At 68.1% G+C, this 23579-nt stretch carries 18 protein-coding genes; 4 read left to right on the top strand and 14 right to left on the bottom strand.

The window, feature by feature from the left end:
* Positions 1–7 precede the first annotated feature (7 nt).
* Entirely contained in the window at positions 8–883 is an 876-nt protein-coding gene (locus tag MU582_10335) for a sulfotransferase family protein (GenBank protein UPK77011.1), read from the bottom strand.
* Positions 876–1805 (bottom strand): hypothetical protein, encoded by a 930-nt coding sequence (locus MU582_10330; protein ID UPK77010.1) that lies wholly within the window; start codon positions 1803–1805, stop codon positions 876–878. Before MU582_10330 ends, MU582_10335 begins: the two co-directional genes overlap by 8 nt.
* An 88-nt stretch (positions 1806–1893) precedes the next feature.
* On the opposite strand from MU582_10330, the gene xylB reads away from it, so the two are divergent.
* The 3 genes from xylB to MU582_10315 are packed head-to-tail and all read left to right on the top strand — an operon-like array spanning position 1894 to position 5662.
* Positions 1894–3282 carry a xylulokinase gene (gene xylB / locus MU582_10325; GenBank protein UPK77009.1) on the top strand — a complete coding sequence of 463 codons (1389 nt, stop codon included), beginning with the start codon at positions 1894–1896 and terminating at the stop codon, positions 3280–3282.
* 44 nt (positions 3283–3326) lie between these two features.
* On the top strand, positions 3327–4484 hold the full coding sequence (gene xylA, locus MU582_10320; GenBank protein ID UPK77008.1) for a xylose isomerase: 1158 nt from the start codon (positions 3327–3329) through the stop codon (positions 4482–4484).
* The gene (locus MU582_10315; protein UPK77007.1) at positions 4481–5662 is read left to right on the top strand and encodes an ROK family transcriptional regulator; all 1182 of its coding nucleotides are present in this window, start codon (positions 4481–4483) and stop codon (positions 5660–5662) included. Before xylA ends, MU582_10315 begins: the two co-directional genes overlap by 4 nt.
* Positions 5663–5679: 17 nt before the next feature.
* On the opposite strand, the gene MU582_10310 is transcribed toward MU582_10315, so the two are convergent.
* The 11 genes from MU582_10310 to MU582_10260 all read right to left on the bottom strand — a co-directional run bounded on the left by MU582_10310 (position 5680) and on the right by MU582_10260 (position 19572).
* Complete coding sequence (locus MU582_10310; GenBank protein UPK77006.1) at positions 5680–6876, bottom strand: ROK family protein; 1197 nt, start codon at positions 6874–6876, stop codon at positions 5680–5682.
* A gap of 1 nt (position 6877) precedes the next feature.
* Positions 6878–8176: an ABC transporter permease gene (locus MU582_10305; GenBank protein UPK77005.1), complete on the bottom strand. Its 1299-nt coding sequence runs from the start codon at positions 8174–8176 to the stop codon at positions 6878–6880.
* A gap of 11 nt (positions 8177–8187) precedes the next feature.
* On the bottom strand, positions 8188–8985 hold the full coding sequence (locus MU582_10300; GenBank protein ID UPK77004.1) for an ATP-binding cassette domain-containing protein: 798 nt from the start codon (positions 8983–8985) through the stop codon (positions 8188–8190).
* Positions 8986–9063: 78 nt separating this feature from the next.
* On the bottom strand, positions 9064–10140 hold the full coding sequence (locus MU582_10295) for a substrate-binding domain-containing protein (protein ID UPK77146.1): 1077 nt from the start codon (positions 10138–10140) through the stop codon (positions 9064–9066).
* Between the two features lie 227 nt (positions 10141–10367).
* Entirely contained in the window at positions 10368–11351 is a 984-nt protein-coding gene (locus MU582_10290) for a sulfotransferase (GenBank protein UPK77003.1), read from the bottom strand.
* Entirely contained in the window at positions 11348–12448 is a 1101-nt protein-coding gene (locus MU582_10285; GenBank protein UPK77002.1) for a sulfotransferase family protein, read from the bottom strand. Before MU582_10285 ends, MU582_10290 begins: the two co-directional genes overlap by 4 nt.
* Before the next feature lie 62 nt (positions 12449–12510).
* Positions 12511–16143 (bottom strand): CDP-glycerol:glycerophosphate glycerophosphotransferase, encoded by a 3633-nt coding sequence (locus MU582_10280; protein UPK77001.1) that lies wholly within the window; start codon positions 16141–16143, stop codon positions 12511–12513.
* A 178-nt stretch (positions 16144–16321) separates the two neighbouring features.
* Positions 16322–17164, bottom strand: coding sequence for a DUF1707 domain-containing protein (locus MU582_10275; GenBank protein UPK77000.1), 843 nt, complete (start codon positions 17162–17164; stop codon positions 16322–16324).
* A complete protein-coding gene (locus tag MU582_10270) occupies positions 17161–18054 on the bottom strand; it encodes a DUF1707 domain-containing protein (GenBank protein ID UPK76999.1) in 894 nt (297 codons plus the stop codon). Before MU582_10270 ends, MU582_10275 begins: the two co-directional genes overlap by 4 nt.
* Before the next feature lie 29 nt (positions 18055–18083).
* Positions 18084–18815: a TSUP family transporter gene (locus MU582_10265; protein ID UPK76998.1), complete on the bottom strand. Its 732-nt coding sequence runs from the start codon at positions 18813–18815 to the stop codon at positions 18084–18086.
* Between the two features lie 148 nt (positions 18816–18963).
* On the bottom strand, positions 18964–19572 hold the full coding sequence (locus tag MU582_10260) for a TetR/AcrR family transcriptional regulator (GenBank protein ID UPK76997.1): 609 nt from the start codon (positions 19570–19572) through the stop codon (positions 18964–18966).
* A gap of 145 nt (positions 19573–19717) precedes the next feature.
* On the opposite strand from MU582_10260, the gene MU582_10255 reads away from it, so the two are divergent.
* The gene (locus MU582_10255; protein UPK76996.1) at positions 19718–20476 is read left to right on the top strand and encodes a glucose 1-dehydrogenase; all 759 of its coding nucleotides are present in this window, start codon (positions 19718–19720) and stop codon (positions 20474–20476) included.
* 69 nt (positions 20477–20545) lie between these two features.
* Here MU582_10255 and MU582_10250 read toward each other — a convergent pair whose 3' ends face one another.
* Positions 20546–23311 carry an aconitate hydratase gene (locus MU582_10250; protein ID UPK77145.1) on the bottom strand — a complete coding sequence of 922 codons (2766 nt, stop codon included), beginning with the start codon at positions 23309–23311 and terminating at the stop codon, positions 20546–20548.
* Between the last annotated feature and the right edge of the window lie 268 nt (positions 23312–23579).

Genomic DNA, 23579 nt, shown 5'->3' with positions numbered 1-23579 from the left:
AGAATCGTCAGCGACGACGAGCGCGGCGGGCCATCTTCGCCAGATCGCCGAGACGCTCGTGCATCTCGATGCGCATGGCGATGTCGTCGAACGCGGTCCGAGTCCAGGTCGCCGCATCGCGGGTGCGCGGCACGGCCGGCCACAGTGACCCGTATCGCTCGAAGTCGGCGGCGTAGCAGCGCTCGATGCGCTCCTGAACGCCGTCGGCGAGCACCTCGGAGGTAAGCGGCAGGGGCGTCGAGTTCTCGCGAGCGAGGTCGGGCATCTCTCGGCCGTACGTGGCCAGGTGCGACCCGATATCGGCCATCAGCTCGTCCAACCGGCTCAGGTCGTACAACTCGAGCTCCGGTACGTCGACCCCGGCGAGGATCTCGGCCTGGGGACGGAAGTGGCTGTCGTCCATGAGCGCGCCGACCGCACCCGCCTCGTACGCCCGGGCGAACGTTGCGAAGTCCTCCACCACGTGTGCCGTCTCCGTCGGCACCCGCGGAAACCACGGCTCGTCCTGGTACGCCGTGACGTAGCGAGGCAGCCGGAGCAACAACTTCGACTGCCATGCCGACCACAGGCGCGCCCGCGGGTCGCGCACCACCGCGAAGGTGAGCCACCCCGAGCCGCGCGTCATCGCCCCGCGGCGGTCGGCTGAGAGCGCGTCGAGGCCAGGTGTGTGCTGCCAGAGGCGGCGTTGATGGACGAGCTGCCTGCGGCTCGCCGCGGCGTGCGGCTGCGCGGTCGCGCCGCTCAGGTCTTCTCCGGACAACTCGGCGACAAGCCACTGCAGCGTCGTGCAGGCGGCCTTCGGGACAGTCACATACGCCAGCCGGTAAGCGTCGATGACGAACGACCAGGGTCGGCGAAGGGGCGGCGCCTCGAGGTCAGACACGTCCGGCGCCTTCCGGGTCGGGGCTACTCGCCGGCCGCAACAGACCGGAGAGGTCGGCGATCCGCTCGTTCGCCGCGCGTACGAAGTCCACGGCGCCGTATCCGGCGCGATCCCAGTCCTCGTCTGCGAGCAACGGCTCATCCGGCCAGGCGTGGCCGAATGCCGCAAAGTCCGCAGCGTACGCGTCCTTGATATCGCCCGCGACCTGGTCGGTGAGCACCGTGCGACTCAGTGCGAACGGGAGTCGCGGACCGGGCTGGTAGGGCAGATTGCGCGGCCGGCCGAGGCGCTCGAGATGGTTGGCGAGATCCGCAAGCAGCCGGGCGATCTGCGATCTGTCGTACACCTGGGTATACGACAAGCCCGGCCGCGTGATCGTCTCGGTCTGCGGCCGGAAGTACGGATCGCGGGCGATCGCGCCGGCCGTTCCCGTGGCGAGCGCACGAACGAAGTCCGTGAACGGACCGATGACGTCGGCCGGTGTCCGCGGCGCATCGGGGATCCAGCGCCGCAGGTCTTCGTTCGCGAGCATCCTCGGATCACCGCGTAGTACCTTCGCCTGCCACGCGGCCCAGACTCGCTCCCGCGGATCGCGTACGACCGTGAAGACGAACCAGCCGTCGGCCTCGGAGAGTCGAGCGAGCTCGGGTATGACGCCCGATCGCGGGCGGACGATCGAACCCCAGCGACGGTTGTCCTGGACGGTCTCGCGACGGGTCGCGGCGGTTCCGGTCGATCGGACGAACGCCTCGGGTGCGAGCCCGCCGATGGCAGCGAGCAGCCATCGCAACGCCGTCGACGACGCACCGGGATTGCAGACGTACGCGACCTTGCATTCCTCGATGACGAAGTGGCGCGTGGGCACCCGGCGGGTCGGCCGGCATGCGTCGTTGAGGTCGTTGACTGCCCGAGTCAGGCTCACGAGGCGACATCATGGCAGATCACCTCGGCGTTGACTTAATTCAGGACTCGTACGAAACTGAGAGCCTCGTACCAGAAGGAGCCTCGCCGTGTCGCACGAAGAGCTCGTCGTCGGGATCGACTCCTCGACCCAGTCGACGAAAGCGATGCTCGTACGCGCCGCTGACGGCGAGGTGGTCGACACCCGTACGGCGCCGCACCCCGAGGGCACCGAGGTCGATCCCTACGCCTGGCTGGACGCTCTGCGCACGGCCGCCGGACCGTTGCTCGATCGAGCAAGTGCCGTCGCGGTCGGCGGTCAACAGCACGGCATGGTCGGCCTCGATGCCGCCGGCGAACCCGTCCGCGATGCGCTGCTGTGGAACGACACCCGATCGGCCGCCGCCGCCAACGAGCTCGTGGACGAGATCGGCGGTCCGCAGGCATGCGCCGACGCAACGGGCTCGGTGTTCGTCGCGTCGTACACGATCACCAAACTGCGCTGGCTGCGTGACCACGAACCCGATAACGCCGAGCGCGTCGCCCGGGTGCTCCTCCCCCACGACTTCCTCACCTGGCACCTCGCCGGCCGCGGCGACGATCCGACGACCGACCGCGGTGACGCATCCGGCACCGGCTACTTCTCGCCGCGCGCCGACGACTGGATCCCCGAGCTCGCGATGAACGCGCTCGGCCACGAGTTCGATCGACCGCGCATAGCGACACCGGCCGAGACCATCGGCCACGTAGGCGACACAGTCATCGCACCCGGCACGGGCGACAACATGGGCGCGGCACTCGCGCTCGACGCCAGGCCTGGCGACGTGGTCGTGTCGGTCGGCACCTCGGGAGTGGCATCGGCCGTCGTCGAGAAGCCGGTCGCCGACGGCACCGGCCTGGTCAGCGGCTTCGCCGACGCGACCGGGCGATTCCTTCCGCTCGCGTGCACGCTGAACGCCGCACGCATTCTCGAGCTCGCCGGTCGTACCCTCGGCGTCGACCAGACACGACTCTCCGACCTCGCGCTGTCGGCCGCACCGGGCGCCAACGGCCTGGCGCTGCTGCCGTATCTCGACGGCGAGCGCACCCCCAACCGTCCCGACGCGGTCGGCACCATGCACGGCCTGACCAGCCAGACGACGCCTGCCGATATCGCCAGAGCGTCAGTCGAGGCTCTCCTGTGCAGCCTCGCCGATGCGGTCGACGCGCTCGTCGATGCGACTGGTGTCGTGCCTCGACGCGTGCTGCTGGTCGGCGGCGGAGCACGCAGCGAAGCCGTGCGTACTCTGGCGCCGGCGATCCTCGGCGTACCGGTCGTCGTACCCGCCGACGCCGAGTACGTCGCACTCGGTGCCGCCCGGCAGGCCGCATGGGCACTTGCCGGTACCGCCGAGCCACCCTCCTGGAGCGTCGCCGTCGGCGAACCCACCGAAGCCGACCCGCAGCCCGAGGTACGCGCAGCGTACGCACATCTGCGGGAGCGAACCGCCGACTGGTGACGCGCCCCTGCCGTCCAGAACGCCCGACAACGAGAGGTCCGATCGTGCCGATACCCACCCCGACTCCCGCAGACAAGTTCTCCTTCGGAATCTGGACCGTCGCGTACGGCGGACGCGACCCGTTCGGCGAACCGACGCGCCCCGACCTCGACCCGGTACGCGGGCTGCACAAACTCGCCGAGATCGGCGCGTACGGCGTCAACTTCCACGACAACGACGTGATCCCCTTCGGTGTCGACGAAGCAGAGCGCGAGCGCATCATCGGGGCGTGGAAGAAGGGTCTCGCCGACACCGGTCTCGCCGTCACGACGGCGACCACGAACCTGTTCACCCACCCGGTCTTCAAGGACGGCGGGTTCACCTCCAACGACCGTGACGTACGCCGGTTCGCGATCCGTAAGGTCATGCGCAACATCGACCTCGCAGCCGAGCTCGGTGCACAGGTGTACGTCTGCTGGGGCGGTCGCGAGGGCGCAGAGTCGGGGGCCGCGAAGGACGTACGCGCGGCACTCGACCGCTATCGCGAGGCATTCAACATCCTCGGCGACTTCGTGCACGACCGCGGGTACGACCTCAGGTTCGCGATCGAGCCCAAGCCGAACGAACCACGCGGCGACATCCTGCTGCCGACCGTCGGACACGCTCTGGCCTTCGCCGACAGCCTCGACCGATCGGAGCTGTTCGGGGTCAACCCCGAGATCGGGCACGAGGAGATGGCTGGCCTCAACGCCGCACACGGGTACGCGCAGGCCCTCTGGCACGGCAAGCTCTTCCACATCGACCTGAACGGCCAGCACGGCCCGCGCTACGACCAGGATCTCCGCTTCGGCGCGGGCAATGTGCGTGGAGCGTTCTGGGTCGTCGACACGCTCGTGACCGGTGGTTTCGACGGCGCGATCCACTTCGACTACAAGACGCCGCGTACCGAGGACGACGCCGGCGTCTGGGTGTCGGCTGCAGCATGCATGACGAACTACCTGATCCTGCGCGAGAAGGTGCGTGCCTTCCGCGCAGACCCCGATGTGCAACAGGCGCTGGCCGATGCCCGCGTACCCGAGCTGTCCGTACCGACCCTCGCTGAGAACGAGAGCTGGGCCGACCTCGAGCACGACTCGTTCGATCCCGAGGAGCACGCCAAGCGCGGGATGGCCTTCGAGCGCCTCGACCAGCTCGCGCTCGAGCATCTCTACGGCGTGCGGTGATCCCTGCCGGCACCGATTCTCCTGCCGCGGCCGGTGTGCTGCGGCAGCACAACACCGCGCTCGTACTCCGCGCTCTGCGCGACGCGGGCCCGCTGAGCCGCACCGACCTGGCCCGGCGTACCGGGTTGGCCAAGGCGACCGTCGGCACGATCGGCGGGCGGCTCCTGGCGGCGGGGGCGGTCGAGGAGCAGGACAGCTTCGCTGGAGCGCGCGGACGGCCGAGCCGGCCACTCGCCTTGTCGGGCGCCCGGTACGCGGCGCTCGGCATCGAGGCCAATGTGGACTATCTCGCCGTTGTCGCGGTCGACCTCTCCGGACAGACGCTGCTGTCCGAAGAGCAGCCCGTCGAGGCCGTCACGCCCGACACCATCGTCACGGCCGCGGCGGACGCGGTGAGCCGACTTGCCGACGATCGACGCAGCGTCGTCGGCGTGACCGCCGCCGTACCCGGACTCGTCGACACCTCTCGCAACCGTGTCGAGTACGCACCGAACCTGCGATGGCGCGACGTGGAACTGACGACGCTGGTCCGCGACGCACTCGGCGGCGACGTATCGGTCGCCGTCGACAACGACGCGAACTGCGCCGCGTTCGCGGAGGCACGCCATGGCGTTGCGCAAGGCGTACCGGACGTCCTCTACCTCACGGGTACGACCGGCATCGGCGCCGGAATCGTCAGCGCGGGCGAAATCGTACGCGGCGGGGCGGGGTACGCCGGCGAGGTCGGCCATATGCGCATCGGCGACCCCCAGCAGCGTTGCGCATGCGGTAGGCACGGCTGCTGGGAGGCCGTCATCGGCCTACCCGCAATGGTGCGCGCCGTAGGCGGAGTGCGCCCGTCGGCGGCCGATCCGGTCTCCGTCGCAATCGACATCGCCGATGAGGCGGCTTCCGATCTGGGCGTACGCAACGGACTCGCCGAGCTCGGTGACTGGCTTGCGGCGGGGTCGGCGGTCCTCGCAAACGCGCTCAACCCCTCGATGATCGTGCTCGGCGGCTACTTCGTACCTCTCGGCGAATGGCTGCTCCCACGGGTACGTGCGGCCCTCGAGACAGAGGTCTTCGGATCACCGGAGTGCCGCGCCGAACTCAGTACGCTCGGCCTACGCGCAGCCGCGACCGGTGCCGCCGCACAGTCGTTGGACGCCGTCTTCGCCGGCCGCACCCCACTCCGGTGAGCTGGACCGAAGGCCCCTCAGTGTTGTTCGAGGACGGCCGCTGGGTCGTCGAGGAGCGGCTCGAACGCGAGCTCGGCGGCGCCGAGCAGTACGGAGTCGGCACCGAGGTCGGGTAGTGCGATGGTCGCCTGACTGCCAGGTGCGGCCAACGCACCCTCCTGCAGGGTCTCCAGGACGTCATCGCGCACTACGGGGAACACATCGCGCAGCACGCCACCGAGGATGACCAGCTCAGGGTTGAAGATGTTCACGACGTTCGCGAGGCCGGAGCCCAGCTGCCGCCCGACGGTGCGGAGCCGCGCGTTGGGCGTACGTACGGACGCGAGACGCGCCTCGAGACCGGCCAGGTCACCGTGCGGGAAGCGCACCGCCGACGCGATCGCATGTGCGCCGACCTCGGTCTCCCAACAGCCGCGGTTGCCGCACCGGCACACCTGGCCGCGAGGGTTGACCTTCATATGGCCGAGCTCGCCGGCGAATCCTCCGACACCCGGCATCGGGCGGCCGCCGACGATGACTCCGCCGCCGACACCGACGTCTCCGGACAGGAACACGATGTTGTCGTGTCCGATGCCGGCGCCGCGGATGTGCTCCGACATTACGCCGAGGTCCGCATCGTTGCCGGCGCGGATCTCGACCGTTGTGTCGAGACGGTCGGCGAGCTGACGGATGAACGGCACATCGGTCCAGCCGAGGTTCGGACCGAACCGCACGAGCCCGCCGTCATCACTCACCACACCGGGGATTCCGACGCCGACGCCGACCAACCGCGAGTCCACCGGAGCCTCGGCGGCGAGCTTGGTCAGGATCACCGCCAACGCGTCCGAAACGTCCTCGGGATCGCGCGACCGCGGGGTGTGACCCACGGCCCGAGCGAGGACCTGCCCGCCGAGCCCGACGCGGGCGGCCGTGATCTCGTCGACGCGCAGCTCGGTCGCCAGTACGAACGCCTCGATCGGCCCCGGGCGTACGTCCAGCGACGGGCGTCCCGCGCCGCTGCGGGCACCCGACGGAGCCTGCTGCTCCACCAGCCCGAGACCCTCGAGCTCGGCGACCAAGGCCGCGATCGTGCTGCGGTTGAGCCGCATCCGCGACGTCAGGGCGGCCCGGGAGATGTGCCCGTTGTGGTGCACATGGCCGAGCAACGTACCGAGGTTGTGCCGACGCACCGCCTCCTGGTTCGTGCCGGCCCCGGGCCTACCCTTCAACGCCATCTCAGGTTCCCGTGGAGGTGCGGCGCCGCCGCGAGATCGCATCGACGCTCGCCGCGAGCAGCAGGACGATACCGGTCACCAGGAAGTTGATGTACGCCGCCTGGTTGAGCAGGTACAGGCCGTTGGCGATGGTGGCGATCACCAGACCGCCGATGACGCCGTTGCGAATCAGCCCTCGCCCGCCGAACAGGCTGGTGCCGCCGATGACCGCGGCGCCGACCGCGTACAGCAGCACGTTGCCGCCGCCGGATCCCGGCGAGACCTTGCCGTCGTACGACGCGGTGATGATGCCGCTGATCGCGGCCATACCGGAGCAGATCATGAACGCCGAGACGCGGATCCGGTCGACGTTGATACCTGCCCGCCGGGCCGCCTCCCGATTGCCTCCGACCGCGTACACATGCCGACCGTAGCGGGTGCGGCCGAACACGAACGACAGGGCGATCAACAGTGCGACAACGACGAACACGGCGTACGGGATGCCTTGGATCGGGTCGGTCGCGAGGGTCTTCACCGCGCGGCGGTCGATGCTCAGGAACGCGGTTCCGCCGATCATGATCGCTGCGATCACTGCGACCTTGATGATGACCAGCGACAGCGGCCCGCGTTGCAGACCGAGCGCACTCTTCTTGCGATGCGTGTAGATGCTCGCGCCTGCGTACGCGGCCAGGATGACGATGACCAGGATCCAGCCGGCGACAACCGGCATGTTGTCGATGGTCAGTCCGCGGATGACGCTGTCGCGCACCGCGATCGAGCCGCCCTGGCCGATCAGCTTCAGGATCACGCCCTGCAGCCCGAGGAAGAACGCGAGTGTCACGACGAACGACGGAATGCCGAGCTTGGCGACCAGGAGGCCGATGACGAACCCGATCAGGATGCCGGTGACGATGCCGGCCACGACCGCGATCGGCCAGCCGTAGCCTTGTCGGTCGATCAACAGCGCGGTGACACCGGCCGACGTACCGCCTGCGACGCCGGCCGAAAGGTCGATGTCGCCGATCAGTAGGACGGGTACGAGACCCATCGCGAGGACGCAGATCGCCGCCGCCTGGGTCAGCAGGTTGGCGATGTTCAGCTCGGAGGTGAACGAGTCCGGCCGCAGAATGGTGAACACGACGAATAGCACCAGCAGTCCGAGCACGGCCGGTAGCGCACCCATGTCGCCGCCGCGAACGCGGTCGAGCCATTCGCGCAGCGCACCACCGAGTGTCGCGGCGCGGGTGTCACCGGCGAAGCCGCTCCGGTCATCCGTCGTCGCGGATGTTGCGTCGGGTTCGGTCGTCTTGTCGACAGTCATGGTTGGCTCCTTCATGCCGACTGCGCGGCCGTACTGGAATCGATCCCGAGATCACCAGATCGACCGGAAGTGATCAGCTCGACGACGCGGCTGTTGTTCAGTTCCGAGGCGGGTACGTCGGCCGCGACGCGACCGAGGTAGAGCGCGGTGATCCGGTCGGCGACCTCGAAGACGTCGACCATGTTGTGCGAGATCAGCACGACGCCGTGCCCGTTGTCGGCGAGGCGGCGTACGAGATCGAGCACTTGGCGCGTCTGCGCGACACCGAGAGCAGCGGTCGGCTCGTCCAGCAGTACGACCTTGCTGTTCCACAGCACGGACTTCGCGATCGCGACGGTCTGGCGCTGACCACCGGACAGGCTCGCGACGCTCTGTCGTACGGAGTTGATCGTACGTACAGACAGGGATGCGAGCGTCTCCCGAGCTTTCTGCTCCATCGCGTCGTTGTCGAGTACGAGCCCGCCCCGCCGTTGCTCGCGGCCGAGGAACATGTTGTCGACGATGTCGAGGTTGTCGCAGAGCGCCAGATCTTGGTAGACGACCTCGATACCCAACGCGGCGGCGTTCCTCGGGCCGCTGATCTCGACGTGGCGGCCGTCGAAGAAGTACTCGCCCGAGTCGATCGGGTGGATGCCCGCGACCGACTTCACCAGCGTCGACTTGCCTGCACCGTTGTCACCGACGAGCGCGGTGACCTGGCCGGCGTAGACCTTGAAGTCGACGTCGTGGAGCACTCCGACCGCGCCGAAGCTCTTGTTGATGCCGCGCAGCTCGAGCAGCGGCGTGGCCGGTTCCGGCCGTTCCGACATGGTGATTCTCCGTACGTTCGTGAGGATGGTGCGGCCCGCCGGTTACGACGGGCCGCCCACTGAGGCAATAGCAGGGCACTAAAAGTCGATCCCGGCCTGCTTGCACTCCTGCTCGAAGCCCTTGCAGAGCTCGGCCGCGTCGACGCCGCCGTCGTCGACGACCTCCTTGACGTTGTCCTTGGTGACGAGCAGCGGATCCAACAGGATCGACGGCACCTTGCGGTCACCCTCGGCGTCGTCGGACTCGGCGTTCGTCTCCGGCTCGTCGCCATTGGCCATCGCGATCGCGACGTCCGCCAGCGCGTTCGCCTCCTGTGGCGCCGACTTGTAGACCGTCATGCACTGGTCGCCGGTCAGGATGTCCTGCAGTCCCTGCACCGTCGCGTCCTGTCCGGTGACGGGCACGTCGCCTGCCGCGTCGTTCTTGTCGAGGATCGAGATCACCGAACCGGCGAGGCCGTCGTTGGCGGCGAGAACGCCGTCGATCTTGCCTTGGTTCTGGGTCCACATCTGCTCGAAGATCTTCGTCGCCTCGGTGTTGTCCCAAGCGGGCACCGCTTGCTCGGCCACGACGTTGTAGTTCGAGTTCTTGTCCAGCACATCGTGCGCGCCGTTGGAGAACAGCGTGGCGTTGCTGTCGTCGGGCGAGCCGTTGAGGTACGCGATGTTGGCCTTGGTGTCCTTGCCGAGGCACTGCTGCAGGCCCTCGCCCTGCACCTGGCCGACCTTGAAGCCGTCGTACGAGACGTAGTAGCTCGCGCTGCCGCCCAGCGTCAGCCGGTCGTAGTCGATGGTCGCGACGCCCTGCGACTCGGCCTTCTCCTGGATCGCTGCACCGGACTCGTTGTCGAGGTTGACGATGGCGAGCACGGTCACACCGTCGGAGATCATCGAGTCCGCGATGCCGGTCATCCGCGATGAGTCACCTTGGGCGTTCTCGATCACGGCATCGACGCCGGCGTCCTCGAACGCCTTCTTCAGCGCGGGTGGGTCACCGCTGACCCAGCGCGCCGACGACTCGGTGTCGGGCAGGATCACGCCGACCTTGCCGGCGGCCTCACCGCCGCCCGATCCGCCGCCGCCGTCGTCATCGCTTCCGCATGCGGTGAGAGCCATCGAGGCTCCGAGCAGACCCGCAACGGCCAATACAGGCATCCGCTTCACGCAGATCGCCTCCTACCATTCGACGCAATTGTTGTTCGGAACAACGTAACGCGGGTCACAAGTGCCGTCTAGTGGTTTGAAACAACAAACTGATATCGGTGCGAGATCGCCCGAATCACGGGCGTACGGGCATGGCGAACGTACGCATCGCATGGCGAAGCAGCCGCGCAAGGCGGACTCTTACCATGCTCACCTGGTAAAGCTCGGCAGTCGCGGGTTCAGCCTTCGCGGGCCCGGCGGCGCTCCCGCAGTTTGCGTCTCGCTGCCTTCGCCCCTTCGACCCGACCTCGCGCGTTCGCGGCGTGGATCGCGTCGTACGACAGCGCTTCGGCGTCCTCGACCAACCGGGCATACCGCAGTGCCAGGACGTCGAGCGCCGACGACGACTCTGCATGTACGCCGTGGTGGTCGGCCAGTACAACGAGGTGCTCCCAGGTGCTCGCCGCAATGGCGCGCAGCTCGCTCGGTAGGTCGAGGTCGTCCCAGGTCGCGCGTACCCGGCGTAGGTCGGGCTCGATGAACTCGTCGACCGGAGTCTTCGTCGCCGGGTCGAGGTCAGTGTCGTACGCGAGCCCGAGGTCGTCTCGCAGCGCGGCAGCAACGCCACGCCAGTCGGTCAACAGATCGGTGTAGCGCACGAACGCCCGCGGCTGACCGCGGGTCTCGCGTTCGTTGACGAGGCTCGCGCTGATCCAACGCCCGACGTTGCTGATCACGTACGCGCGCTCGTCGAGATCGACGTCGCCGCGGCTCAGGTAGTACGTGACTCGGCTTCCGACGACCTCGGCGGGATGCCGCAGCATCGACACGAACCGGATCTCGCGCCCCGCGGCTGCCGCTCGCTCCGCCCACAGCCGCTGGTGCCAGACGGTGCGGGGGTCCTTGAGGACCACCTGCCAGGCGGTCTGCTCGGCGAGCCATTCGTCGATCTCCGCTGCCGACTCCTCGGTCGTCGCCTCGCGTACCTGCTCGAGCGCGTCGAGGCGGGCGTCGAAGTCGTTGACCCGCGCTCGCCGATGGATTCGTTTGTGGAACTGCACCGACCAGCGGGACTCGAAGAACCCCTTCGGGTTCGTGCGATTCGCGCCGAGGTGCGGACCGGGCACGCTCAGTCCCAGATGGTGCAACGCACCCGACATCGTGCTCGTGCCGCTGCGACCGGTGCCGGTGATCAGGACCAGCAGCCGATCGGGCGATGTCATCGCGACCTGACCTTCGCCGCGACGGAACCGAGTACGCCACGCGCACGCGCGCGCACTCGCCCGACACCGGAGCGGTTGGGTGCGGCCGGCGCCGCCTGCGGAGACGTCGCCGCTTCGCGTACTCGCCGTCTCTCCTGGCGTACGGCGGTGTCCTTGGCCTTCTTCACCGACTGCTCCGTGGCATCGTGCGACATCGCCTTCGCGTCGCGGAGCAGGCCGGCGTACCGGGCGCCCAGCTCGTCGAGCTGCTCCGACGCATCGGCGTCGTCGCCGCCGTCGCTGTCGGCGAGCACGCCGAGGACCTGCCAAACATCCTCCGCGAGGTCGCGCAACGGACCGTCGACGTCGACGTCGTCCCAAGTGACCTGTACGCGGCGCAGATCGGGGTCGATGAACTCGTCGACCGCATGCGCCGACGTATCGTCGAGGTCGCTGTCGTAGTCGATCCCGAGGTCGCCGGCGACCTTCTTCATCGCAGTACGCCAGTCGGCGAGCAGGTCGACGTAGCGGACGAACGTGCGACGCTCACCGCGGGTCTCGCGCTCGTTGACGATGCAGGAATTCACCCAGCGGCCGAGGCTGCACATCGCGTAGTAGCGACGCCGGTCTGCGTCTGCGCCGGACGCGTAGTACTCCGTGCGGCTGCCGAGAACCTCTGCGGGATGACGCAGCATCGAGAGGTAGCGGATCGACAAACCGGCCGCGGCCGCGCAGTCGGCCCACAGCGCCTGGGACCAGACGGTGCGCGGATCCTTCACGACGACCTGGTCGTGCTCCGCCGACGCCTCGCCGAGGAACGTACGCAGGTCTTCACGTACCCGGGGCGTGATCGCCTCGCGTACCAGCTCGACGGCCTCCGGGCGCCCGTCGAAGTCGTCGATCCACGCCCGTTTGTAGAGTCGCTTGTGGAATTTCACCGCCCAGCGCGACTCGAAGAAACCCTTCGGGTTCGAGTTGTTCGCGCCGAGGTACGGACCGGGTACGTGGAGCCCGAGGTGGCTCAGAGTGCCGGAGACCGTGCTGGTGCCGCTTCGGCCCGTACCCGTGATGAGTACGAGACGACCGCGGGACTCGGCGTCGTGCGTCGGCTCAGGCATGGGTTGGAACGTACTCCTTCGAGCAGGGTCGGTATTTCTCGAACGCTACCGCGTCGCAGCGGCTACGCGGTCGGCGCGTCGCCGCGCGGCACCATGACTGCATCGACGAACCGCGCTGCGGCGTGACCGTCGTCGAGCCCGATGAAGTCACGACGGAACCGGTCGTACTCCCCCGCGTACGCCGAGCGCAGCCGGTCGGGGTCGCGCAGCTGGTCGAGCACCTCGCTCGTGGTCTGCACGTGCGGGCCGGGTGCCGTGGGCTCGAAGTCGACGACCCAGCCACGAGTCTCCTGGTAGCGCGCCAGATCGGGTACGTGGAACACCATCGGCTTACCCGTGACGGCGAAGTCGAACCGCGCCGAGGAGTAGTCGACAATCGCGGTGTCCGCGGCCAGGTAGAGGTCGGACACCTCGGGGTAGCCGGTCACGTCGATCAGACCCGCTCGAGTGCCGACACTCTCGCCGGCGCGGGCATTGAACGCGTGGCCACGAACGAGGAGCACGCCGTCCTCGCCGAGGCCGTCGGCAACGGCGTCGAGGTCGAGCAGGTCGACCAGCGCTGCCCGATGGTCGTCCGGCGACTCGTAGTCACGGAACGTCGGCGCGTACAGCACCGCATGCTGATGCGGTGCGATGCCGAGCGACCCACGCACCGCATTGCGTACCGCGTCCGCGTCGTCGGCGAGCAACGCGTCATTGCGCGGATATCCGATCTCGAGCACGTCACCGCCGTAGCCGAAGTCGCGGCGCAGCAAGGGCGTCGCGTACGGCGCCGGTGAGACGAGGTGATCCCACGCCTCGGCTCGCCGAACGTACGACTCGATCTGCGCCGCAGACAGTCCGTTGCTCTGCCAATGGGAATGCCCCATCGTCTTGAACGGGTAGCCGTGGAACGTCTGGATCAGCACCTGGCCGGCGGGCTTCTCATGGAACGTGGGTTGGAACATGTTGTCGAGGTAGTACTTCGCCGACCCCAACAGCTCGTACCACTCGCGGCTGTTGACGACGACCGGCCGCGCTCCGTCGGGTACGGGAACGGAGTGATCGCGGACCGCCCACGCGACATCGAGATCGCTACCGCGGTGACGCAGCTCGCGGAGAACACCAACGCCGTTGCACGTAGCGGTCTCGCCGAAGTACGAACGGACCAGCAACGTCTTGCGAAGACCGCCGCTCGGCAGAGCGTGCCGCAGGCGGTGCTGCCGGTAACGCCCGCGCGCATCGCCGATCGGGCGCGCGAGGTGGATCCGCAGTCGGTTCTTCGGCCCGCGGATGATCCGGCCTTCGAGGCGGTCGGTCGCGAGCGGGATCGGGACCTGGCTGCCGATCTCCTGAGAGAGCAGCAACGGCACCACCGAGACTGTGCCGTCGGCGGCCACCAGCTCGCAGGCGGCGTCATGCGCACCCATCGGAAGTGCCCGCGGCCCGAACCGCCAGGCGTCGTACTCGAGCGGCAGCTCCACCGAGAACGAGCCGTCGGCGTGCGCGATCGACGCGCTTTCGACGCGAGTCTTGCGGCCGAGCAGCCGCAACCGCATCGAGATCTGCTCGTCCGTCGCACCGTAGAGGCGACCGCTGACTCGAAGTACGTCGTCGGTGCCGACCTCCGCCGCATCGGCGAACGCCACCACCCTGCTGGCGCGTACGGCGAGCAGTCCGTTGCGGGTCTGCTCGACGGCGCGGACTCCGTCGGCGACACGTTGCAGCTTCAGCTGGCGGTCGGCGCGGTAGAGGACGGGAAGGTGCTGGCCGGAACCCATCTCTGCGCGGAGACGCCAAGAGACGTGGTCGCCCGAGTCCAGCTCGGAGACGTCGACGCCGGGGATTGCGATCTCGAACGAACGCTCCTCTGGCCCGGCTTCGCCGAGGCTGCCGGAGGCGACGCGTTGGCCGGCGTCGTCCTCGAGCTCGACGCCGGCGAGGCCGCCGATCTCTGGGCCCCGCAGCGTACCGACGAGAACAGAGTCGGACAGCGTGACGTCGACGGCCTCGAGACGGTACGGGTCGACGACGAACGAGAGCTGGGTGCCCATGCGCCAGTCCACGACGATCCGATTGCCGAACTCGTCGATCCCGGCGGGGATGATGCCCGCGGAGCTGCTGCGGATCAGCCGACGAACCGGCATCTCGATCGTGAGCTCGCCGGTGGTCGTACGAAGGCTCGCCTGCCATTCCCCACCGACCCGAAGGCAGGTCTGCGCCGCCTCGGAGAGGTCGATCGTGCAGTCGAACGCCCCGGCTGCATAGTCGATGCGGTCGTGCTCGACCGGAGCCGGATAGGCCGGATGATCGTCCCGGGTCGTCGCGAAGACCTGTTCCTCCCCGGTGCCGTCATGGCGGAGTACGAGGTCGGTGTCGATGCTGTGCTCGGCGAGATCGACCTGTCGTACGTAGCTCCAACCCCGAACCCGCGCCTTCAGGCCGTCGACCCAGTGGAACGCGTGAATCTCGTGCACCGGCGTCACATCGGCCGCTGCCACCTCGAAGAGCCAGTCGGCGAGCCTGGGATCGTCTGCGAACGGCAACCGGCAGCGCACGCCGTCGGCATGCGGGTCGGCGGCGTGGGCGTTCGGCCGCGCACCGTCGCGCTGGAAGAACTCGGCAACGTCATCGCGCCGGTTCTGTCGTGCCAGCTCGATGACGACCCTGCGGTCGGGCGCCACGGCCGCCCAAACCTCGTGCGGCGCGCCGTCGGTCAGCTCGGCAATCGCCTCCTGCAGCTCTGCCCAGTACATGTCGTCGGCGATCGACGGGCTGCGTAGGTACCAGTGGAAATGCGCGTCGAACAACGTCTGCAGCCAGGCCAGATAGACGGTCGGCGAGGCGGTCTGCGAGAACTCGCGCTGGCTGATCCGCCACGCTTCGATCCGGTCGCGCAGATCGGCGATCGTCGACGTCTGCTGGCTGATCGAGCTCCGGTCGTCACGCGAGCGGTAACGGTAGACCGACTCCTTGACCACGTCGATGGAATGGGCGCGTACGTACAGCTGGGTGACGATCGGCTGGTCCTCGTACGCCACACCCTCGCGGAACCACAGGCCGGACTCGTCCCAGAAGTCGCGGCGGTACAGCTTCGCGACGGTGTAGTTGTTGCGAACCAACGCCGGATGCTCGTCGATGGAGATGCCGCTGCGCTCCGTTGCATGCAAGGCATCGACCCAGGCCGGCTTCCAGCGCTCCAGGCTGTTGAACCTGCGCAACGATCCGACGACGATGTCGGAGCCGCTGGACTGCGCTGACGCGACGAGACGCCCGATCGCACCGGGCGGGAGCTCGTCGTCGGAGTCGAGGAAGGTCAGATAGCGCCCGTTCGCCTCGCGTACACCGGTGTTGCGGGCGGCGCCGAGCCCGCCGTTCTCCCGACGCACGAGCCGGACGCGCGAGTCACGGTCGACGTACTCGGCCGCGATGGCCGCCGAACCGTCGGGTGAACCGTCGTCGACGACGACGACCTCGAAGTCGGGGTAGTCCTGGCGGAGGACGCTGTCGAGACAGTCGTGTAGGTAGGCCTCGACGTTGTAGACCGGGACGATGATGCTGACGGTTGGCTCGACCGGCACGTCGGGTGTCGACGCCTCGTCGGCCGGCGCAGTCTCTGTCGGTGCGGCTCCGGCCGGTGGGTCCTCTGCTGGTGGGCGCTGGGTCGGCGGGTCCTGGCGGCGGCGACCGGACCACAGCTCACGAAGTCGTCTCACAGGTGTCCCGACGCCCCGAAGCGTCGCCAGGTTGTCCATTCAGCCCCGATCGATGTCTGTACGTACGCACGCAATCACTCTGTGTCACGCAAGTTGGAATTGCGGCGACTCTACCCGCGGGGCACGGCCCGTCGCGGCACGGCGTGCGACATCTCTCAGCACGAAAAGGCGTTCAGTTTTAACTACTGCAGGGCGTGCCGCGCTCCTGCACCTCGCCGCCGAGGCTCATCCGGTCGGCCTCACAGTTCGCATCGCTACCCGCGACCAGCCATGCGCCCTTCCTGCCGCTGGCAACGACGACGGTGATGCCGAGATGTTCGGGTTTGTCGATACCGACGCGCCGCTTCACCTGCCCCAGGTGACGAAACGCCGCCTCGACGTTCAGGTCGTCGAGGTCGACCTTTCCGGGCTCGAAGTCGCGATCCGAGTACAACCCGTCGTCGACGAAGCCGTCGTCGACGTACATCCAGTGCTCGATCTCGCCCGTATCACCGCGGCGCGCGACGTTCACCTTGCCGGCCTTGAAGCCGAATGCCGTCGCTTCGGTCGTACCGAACTCCTTGCGATACAGCTTGATGAAGTTCTTCACTCCGCGCACGGTGAAGGAGTACGTCGCAGGCTTCGGCTTCTTCTCGGGCGGATCCGAGGTTGGTTCCGCCGCGTTCGCGGACTCGGCCGCAACGGTCGGCTCGGCCTTTGCGGCCGGCTCCTGGTCGTCATCGCCGGTGCCCACGACGACGCCGATGGCGATCGCGGCCGCGACGGCCGCGGCCACCGCGATCGGCACGAACCGACGTCGCCGTCGGGGTGCCGGAGGGACGACGACCGGCGTCTGCAGGTCGGCGGTGAGCGCGCGCAGCTCCCCTAGCGTCGTCGCCGCAACGATCTGCTCACTGCGTTCCTCGCGCTCGGTCCGGTTGAGCTGACCGTCGCCGAACGCGGCATCGACGAGCGCGATCGCGACGTCGCGGTCGGCATCCCTGGCGCGGGTCGAGCCGCCGCCACCTGTGAACTCGCTCATTCGTCGTCCACCGCGAACGGTGCACTCTCGAGCATCCGGCCGTCCGGCGAGACCGATCTCGTACCGCGGTCACCGTAGTCGTTGGTCACCGTCACGGTGATCGTCGTCTCGGGGTCTTTCATGTACGCCTCTGGGTACGGTTCGGGCACGGTGACGGTCGTTCGCTTGCCTGGATCATCGACGCCGAGGTACTTCCGGCTCTGCACGACGTGGTACGCGAGCCGCTCGGTGTTGATCGTCGAGAGGTCGAACGGCTCGAACCCAACCGCGTTCGGTGCTGCCGTCGACGACGACTTCTCGAAACCCGTTGCGGGATACCACTCCCAGTCCTGCAAGAGGTCGTCCCGGTCGCGCGAGAGCTCCCGCGAGAACGACACGCTCCCGTCGTCGTGGAACGTCGCGTCGTAGATCTTCGTACCACCAAATCGATTGCGGTACGCATCGACGAAATCGTCGAAGTACTTGCGGGTGAACGGTCTGGCAGTCGAGTCGGGCCGCGGTTCCTCCGCCTGGCCGATCTCGTCCCGCTCGGCCTTCGACTGGACCTCAACCGGCTTCGAGACGGAGGTCTTCTCACTCGGGCCGCCGGTACTGGCCGCCGAGATGATGCCGATGCCACCGAGCAGAGCGGCTCCGGCGAGGACGGCGCCGGCGATCACTGCTCCGCGTCGCCTCGGCCTTGCCGGCGTCGTCGCCGGCGGCTCATCGGACTGCAGGTCTCCCACGAGCGCATCGAGATCGCCGAGGGTGCGGGCGGACAGCGCCTGCGAGACACGAAGATCGCGATCCTCGTCGCTCAGCTGCCCGTCGACGAACGCCTCGTCGAGTCTGGCCACGATGCGGTCACGGTCGGCGTCGCGCGCACGAGTGGACGGTTCGCGGGTGGACACGAGCCGATGATATGTGCAGCGTGCATCGGTCACCCGATGAGGCTGCGTACGATCAGAACGCTCGCGCTCGTTGCACACACCGCCAGCATCGCGATCCGCACCTGCCGCGCCGGTACGTACCGGCGCACGAACAGCGCGGCGAAGAAGCCGACCAGCACGAACGGCACCAGCACCAGAGCAACGTGCGCATCCCGCTCGGCCAAGGCTCCGGAAACGTCGAGCCCGATGATCGAGAAGCCAGTGCCGAGCCACATGTAGACGCCGAGCGTCGCGCGGACCTCACCGGGATCGCGGTGCTGATAGACCAGGGCCAGCGGGGGTCCACCGATCGACGTCGCGGTCCCGGTGCCACCCGAGACGAAGCCCGCCGAGATCAGGCTCTTCCTAGTAACCCGCAGCTCGATGGTTCGCAGGCTCAACGCCACCGCGACCAGAGCCATCACGCCGACGGCCACCCCGATCAGCCGATCCGAGGCGAAGGCCACAACCGCGACACCGCCGACCGTGCCGACGATGCGCGCGGGCACGGCCCAGCTCAACCCGGCCCAGTCGATGTCGGGCCAGTCCCGCGACAGGGTGAGCGTCGGCATCACCAGCGCCGTCCACAGTGGTACGCCCGGAAGCAGCGACGGTTCGATCAGCCCGGCGATCGGTGCCAGCACGAGCCCGACGCCGAGTCCGACGACGCCCTGAACCGTCGCGCCGAGAAACAGCGCGACGGCTAGGGCGACGAAGTCGAGTGTCGCGATCCCCTCGATCAAGCGAGCAGGCTGCGGCGTACGTACTGAGACATGCTTCGACCACGCTTCCCCTCGAAACTCTTCATGAGCTCACCAAACCCTGGTCGAGGCTACCTTCCGCGCGGGACATGCCGTATCGCTGCGTTGACGAAAGCACCTCGGCGTGGGTTCATGCTGTCCCGACGGTCGGCCGCGGAGGCAGAAGTTGGGCTGCTAGCGAATGAGCGGTGGCCGCCAGCGTCTCGACGTCCATCCCGGTGCGGCCCATGAACGTCAGGCCTTGCTGCGTGGCCAGTAGCGCCCGGGCGACGCTGACGGGGTCGACGGAGGCGCTCAGGTCACCCTCGACTTGAGCCCGCCGCACGCCGTCGGTCAGCACCGCTGTGATCCCCTCGTACGCTCGCCGCGCCTCCGCGGCAACGATGGGATCGGCGGAAGCAAGTTCGGTGGTGCTGTTGGCGAGCAGACAGCCGCGCCGGGCGACCCGGCCCGTGGGATCGCCCACCGGCATCATCACGAAGGATCGCAGCGCATCGACCGCGCGTGGAGCCGAGTCGATCGACCCACGCACCGCGTCGTCGAGCGACCCCACGTACCGGCGCAGCACCCGGAGGAAGAGCTCGTGTTTGTCCCCGAAGGCGGCGTAGAGACTGCCCTTGCCCAGGCCGCTGACTCGCATGAGGTCGTGGAGCGAGGTCGCCGCGTAGCCCGCGTCCCAGAACTGGTCGCGGACTGCACACAACACCGCGTCCTCGTCGAACTGCCGTGGCCTTGCCATCCGCCCAGCGTACGCGTTATTGACCGTTCGGTCCACTATGCGTATGGTGGACCGAGCGGTCAATAACTGCTGCGCACGCCAGTGCGACCGTCGCCACCCCGCCACTCGGGCGGGTTCACCCACTCACTGCAGAGGACGACTACTCATGGGTCAACTCACCGACAAGACAGCCCTGGTCACCGGCGCGAGCACGGGCATCGGACTCGCCACGGCCGAGCGCTTCATCGCCGAGGGCGCGCGCGTCTACCTCACCGGACGCCGAAAGCAGGTGCTCGACGCCGCGGCCCAGGAGCTGGGCGACCAGGCGATCGCGATCCGAAACGACGTCTCCGACCTGGATGACCTCGACAGGTTGTTCGACCGGATCGCCACAGACGGGAATCGGCTCGACATCCTCTTCGCGAACGCCGGCGGTGGCGAAGCGAACCAGCCCCTCGACTCGCTCACGCCCGAGGCCTTCGACCACACCTTCGGGATCAACCTGCGCGGCACCGTCTTCACGGTCCAGAAGGCGCTCCCGCTGCTGAACGACGGCGGGAGCATCGTGCTCACCGGTTCCAGCTCAGCGCACCGCGGCACCACCGGCTTCGGTGTCTACTCCGCCACCAAGGCGGCCATCAGGCAGTTCGGCCGAGTCTGGGCCGCCGAGCTCGCGCCCCGCCGCCTGCGCGTCAACACGATGGTGCCCGGCCCCACCGACACCCCGGGACTCCGCGGCCTCGCCGAGAACCCGGAGCAAGCGGACGCGTTCCTCGACGAGCTGGCGCGCAGCACACCCCTGCGGCGCGCCGCCGATCCGGCCGAGATCGCCAACGCCGTGCTCTTCCTGGCATCGGATCAGTCCAACTTCATCACAGGCGGCGAGCTGTTCGTGGACGGCGGCGAGGTCCAGGTGTATCCCTGACGGGACGGAGTCGACGGCGATCCGCTCGGACTGCGTCCCCCGGAGCCATTCGTACTCGAGCCGACCGCCTCAATGACCGGCAAGTTGGCGAAGCACGTACTGCATGATGCCGCCGTTGCGGTAGTAGCCGGCCTCACCCGGGGTGTCGATGCGCACGATCGCGTCGAACTCGATCGCGTCTCCCGAGTCGGGCGTCGCGGTCACGTGCACGGTCTCGGGGATGCCGTCGTTCAGGGCGGTGACGCCGGAGAAGTCGAACGTCTCCTCGCCGGTGAGGCCGAGCGACTCCGCGGTCTGACCGTCGGGGTACTGCAGCGGCAGCACGCCCATGCCGATGAGGTTCGAGCGGTGGATGCGCTCGTACGACTCGGCGATCACGACGCGCACGCCGAGCAGCGCCGTGCCCTTGGCCGCCCAGTCTCGCGACGAGCCGGAGCCGTACTCCTTGCCGGCGAGCACCACGAGCGGGACGCCGTCGTCCGCGTACTTCTGCGCGGCGTCGTACACCGGGGTGACCTCACCGTCGCCGTTGAGCTGCCTGGTGAAGCCGCCCTCGGTGCCCGGCGCGAGCTGGTTGCGCAGGCGGATGTTCGCGAACGTGCCGCGGATCATCACCTCGTGGTTGCCGCGCCGTGAGCCGTAGGAGTTGAACGACCGCTGCTCGACCCCGTGCTCGGTGAGGTACCGACCTGCTGGGCTGTCCTTCTTGATCGCACCTGCGGGCGAGATGTGGTCGGTGGTCACGGAGTCGCCGAGTTTGAGCAGCACCCGCGCCCCGTTGACGTCGGTCACGGCCTCGGGCTCGCGCGAGATGCCGTCGAAGTACGGCGCCTTGCGTACATACGTCGAGTCGCCGGCCCAGTCGAACGTGTTGCCCTCGGGTGTCGGCAGCGAGGTCCAGCGCTCGTCACCGGCGAACACATCGGAGTATCCGTCGGTGAACATCTCCGAGCCGATCGCGCCTGCGACGACGTCCTCGATCTCGGCCGCGGACGGCCAGATGTCCTTCATGTAGACATCGTTGCCGTCGTGGTCCTGGCCCAGCGGGTCGTTGAACAGATCGAGGTCCATCGAGCCCGCCAGCGCGTACGCGACGACCAGCGGCGGCGACGCGAGGTAGTTCATCTTCACGTCGGGGTTGATCCGGCCCTCGAAGTTGCGGTTGCCCGACAGCACCGAGGTGACCGCGAGATCACCGTCGTTGACGGCCTTGCTGACCTCGGGGATCAGCGGGCCGGAGTTGCCGATGCAGGTCGTGCAGCCGTAGCCGACCAGGTTGAAGCCGAGCTTGTCGAGGTACGGCGTGAGACCGGCGCGCTCGTAGTAGTCCATGACGACCTTCGAACCCGGCGCGAGCGAGGTCTTCACCCAGGGCTTGCGGTTGAGGCCCTTCTCGACGGCGTTCTTCGCGAGCAGCGCCGCGCCGATCATCACCGACGGGTTGGAGGTGTTGGTGCACGACGTGATCGCTGCGATGGTCACCGCTCCGTGGTCGACCTCGAACTTCGTACCGTCGGCAAGGGTCACCAGCTGCGGGTTGCTCGCGCGGCCGTTGTCCTTCGCGGCACACGACAGGTAGTCGACCGCGGGCGTCTGACCGTGCGCGTCTTCATGCGCGGCGGGCGAATCCGACGCCGGGAACGACTCCAGCAGGGCCTCGTCGTACGCGCCGATGTTCGGCTCGGCGTCATGCTCGACGTAGTTGCGCAGCGCGCCGCGGAAGGCCTGTTTGCCGTCCGACAGCGAGATGCGGTCCTGCGGCCGCTTCGGTCCGGCGATCGACGGCACGACACTCGCCAGGTCGAGCTCGAGGTACTCGGAGTAGCGCGGCTCGTGATCGGGATCGTGCCACAGACCCTGTTCCTTGGCGTACGCCTCGACCAGCGCGATCTGCTCGTCGGTGCGACCGGTGAGCTTGAGGTACCGCGTGGTCTCTGCGTCGATCGGGAACACCGCGATCGTCGAGCCGTACTCGGGGCTCATGTTGCCGATCGTCGCGCGGTTCGCCAGCGGGACGGCCGCCACGCCGGAACCGTAGAACTCGACGAACTTGCCGACCACGCCGTGCTCGCGCAGCATCTCGGTGATGGTGAGCACGAGGTCGGTCGCGGTCGCGCCTTCGGGCAGCTCGCCGGACAGCTTGAAGCCCACGACCCGCGGGATCAGCATGCTCACCGGCTGGCCGAGCATCGCCGCCTCAGCCTCGATGCCGCCGACGCCCCAGCCGACGACGCCGAGGCCGTTGACCATCGTGGTGTGCGAGTCGGTGCCGACGCAGGTGTCGGGGTACGCGACCGTCTCGCCGTCGATCTCGCGGGTGAAGACCGTACGCGCGAGGTGCTCGATGTTGACCTGGTGCACGATGCCGGTGCCGGGCGGTACGACCTTGAAGTCGTCGAATGCGCTCTGGCCCCAGCGCAGGAACTGGTAGCGCTCCTTGTTGCGCTCGTACTCGATCTCGACGTTGCGCTCGAACGCCTCGGGCGTACCGAAGACGTCGGCGATCACGGAGTGGTCGATGACCAACTCGGTCGGGGCAAGCGGGTTGATCTTGGTGGCGTCACCGCCGAGGTCGGACATCGCCTCGCGCATCGTGGCCAGATCGACGACGCACGGGACTCCGGTGAAGTCCTGCATGATCACCCGCGCCGGGGTGTACTGGATCTCCTTGCTCGGGTCGGCGTTCTGATCCCAGGCCGCCAGCGCGCGGATGTCGTCTGCGGTGATGTTGGCGCCGTCCTCGGTGCGCAGGAGGTTCTCCAGCAGCACCTTCAGGCTGTACGGGAGCGAGGCGACGTCGACACCCTCGCCCTGAACCGCGTCGAGGCGGTACATCTGGTACGAGGCGTCCCCGACCTGCAGGGAGTCCTTGGCGTTGAAGCTGTCTGCGCTGCTCACTCGTCTCTCCTTGTTCGCATACCTGCGCGGGCGCGGCGGTCGAGCCGCACGCCCTTCCATCCTCGCGCGCGTACCGATCGGCCGCGAGTTCAGGTTCGGCTAACTTGCTGGGGGTCGTTTGCTGGGGTCTTGGCGCGTTTTGTATCTATCACGCATAGCTCCAATAGGTTTGTAGCTATGCGTGATAGATACAAAGACACGCGAG

The sequence above is a fragment of the Nocardioidaceae bacterium SCSIO 66511 genome (genome assembly GCA_023100825.1).
Classification (GTDB): domain Bacteria; phylum Actinomycetota; class Actinomycetes; order Propionibacteriales; family Nocardioidaceae; genus Solicola.
The sequence above is the reverse complement of the archived record's forward strand: the minus strand, read 5'-3'. Positions and strand labels throughout refer to the sequence as shown.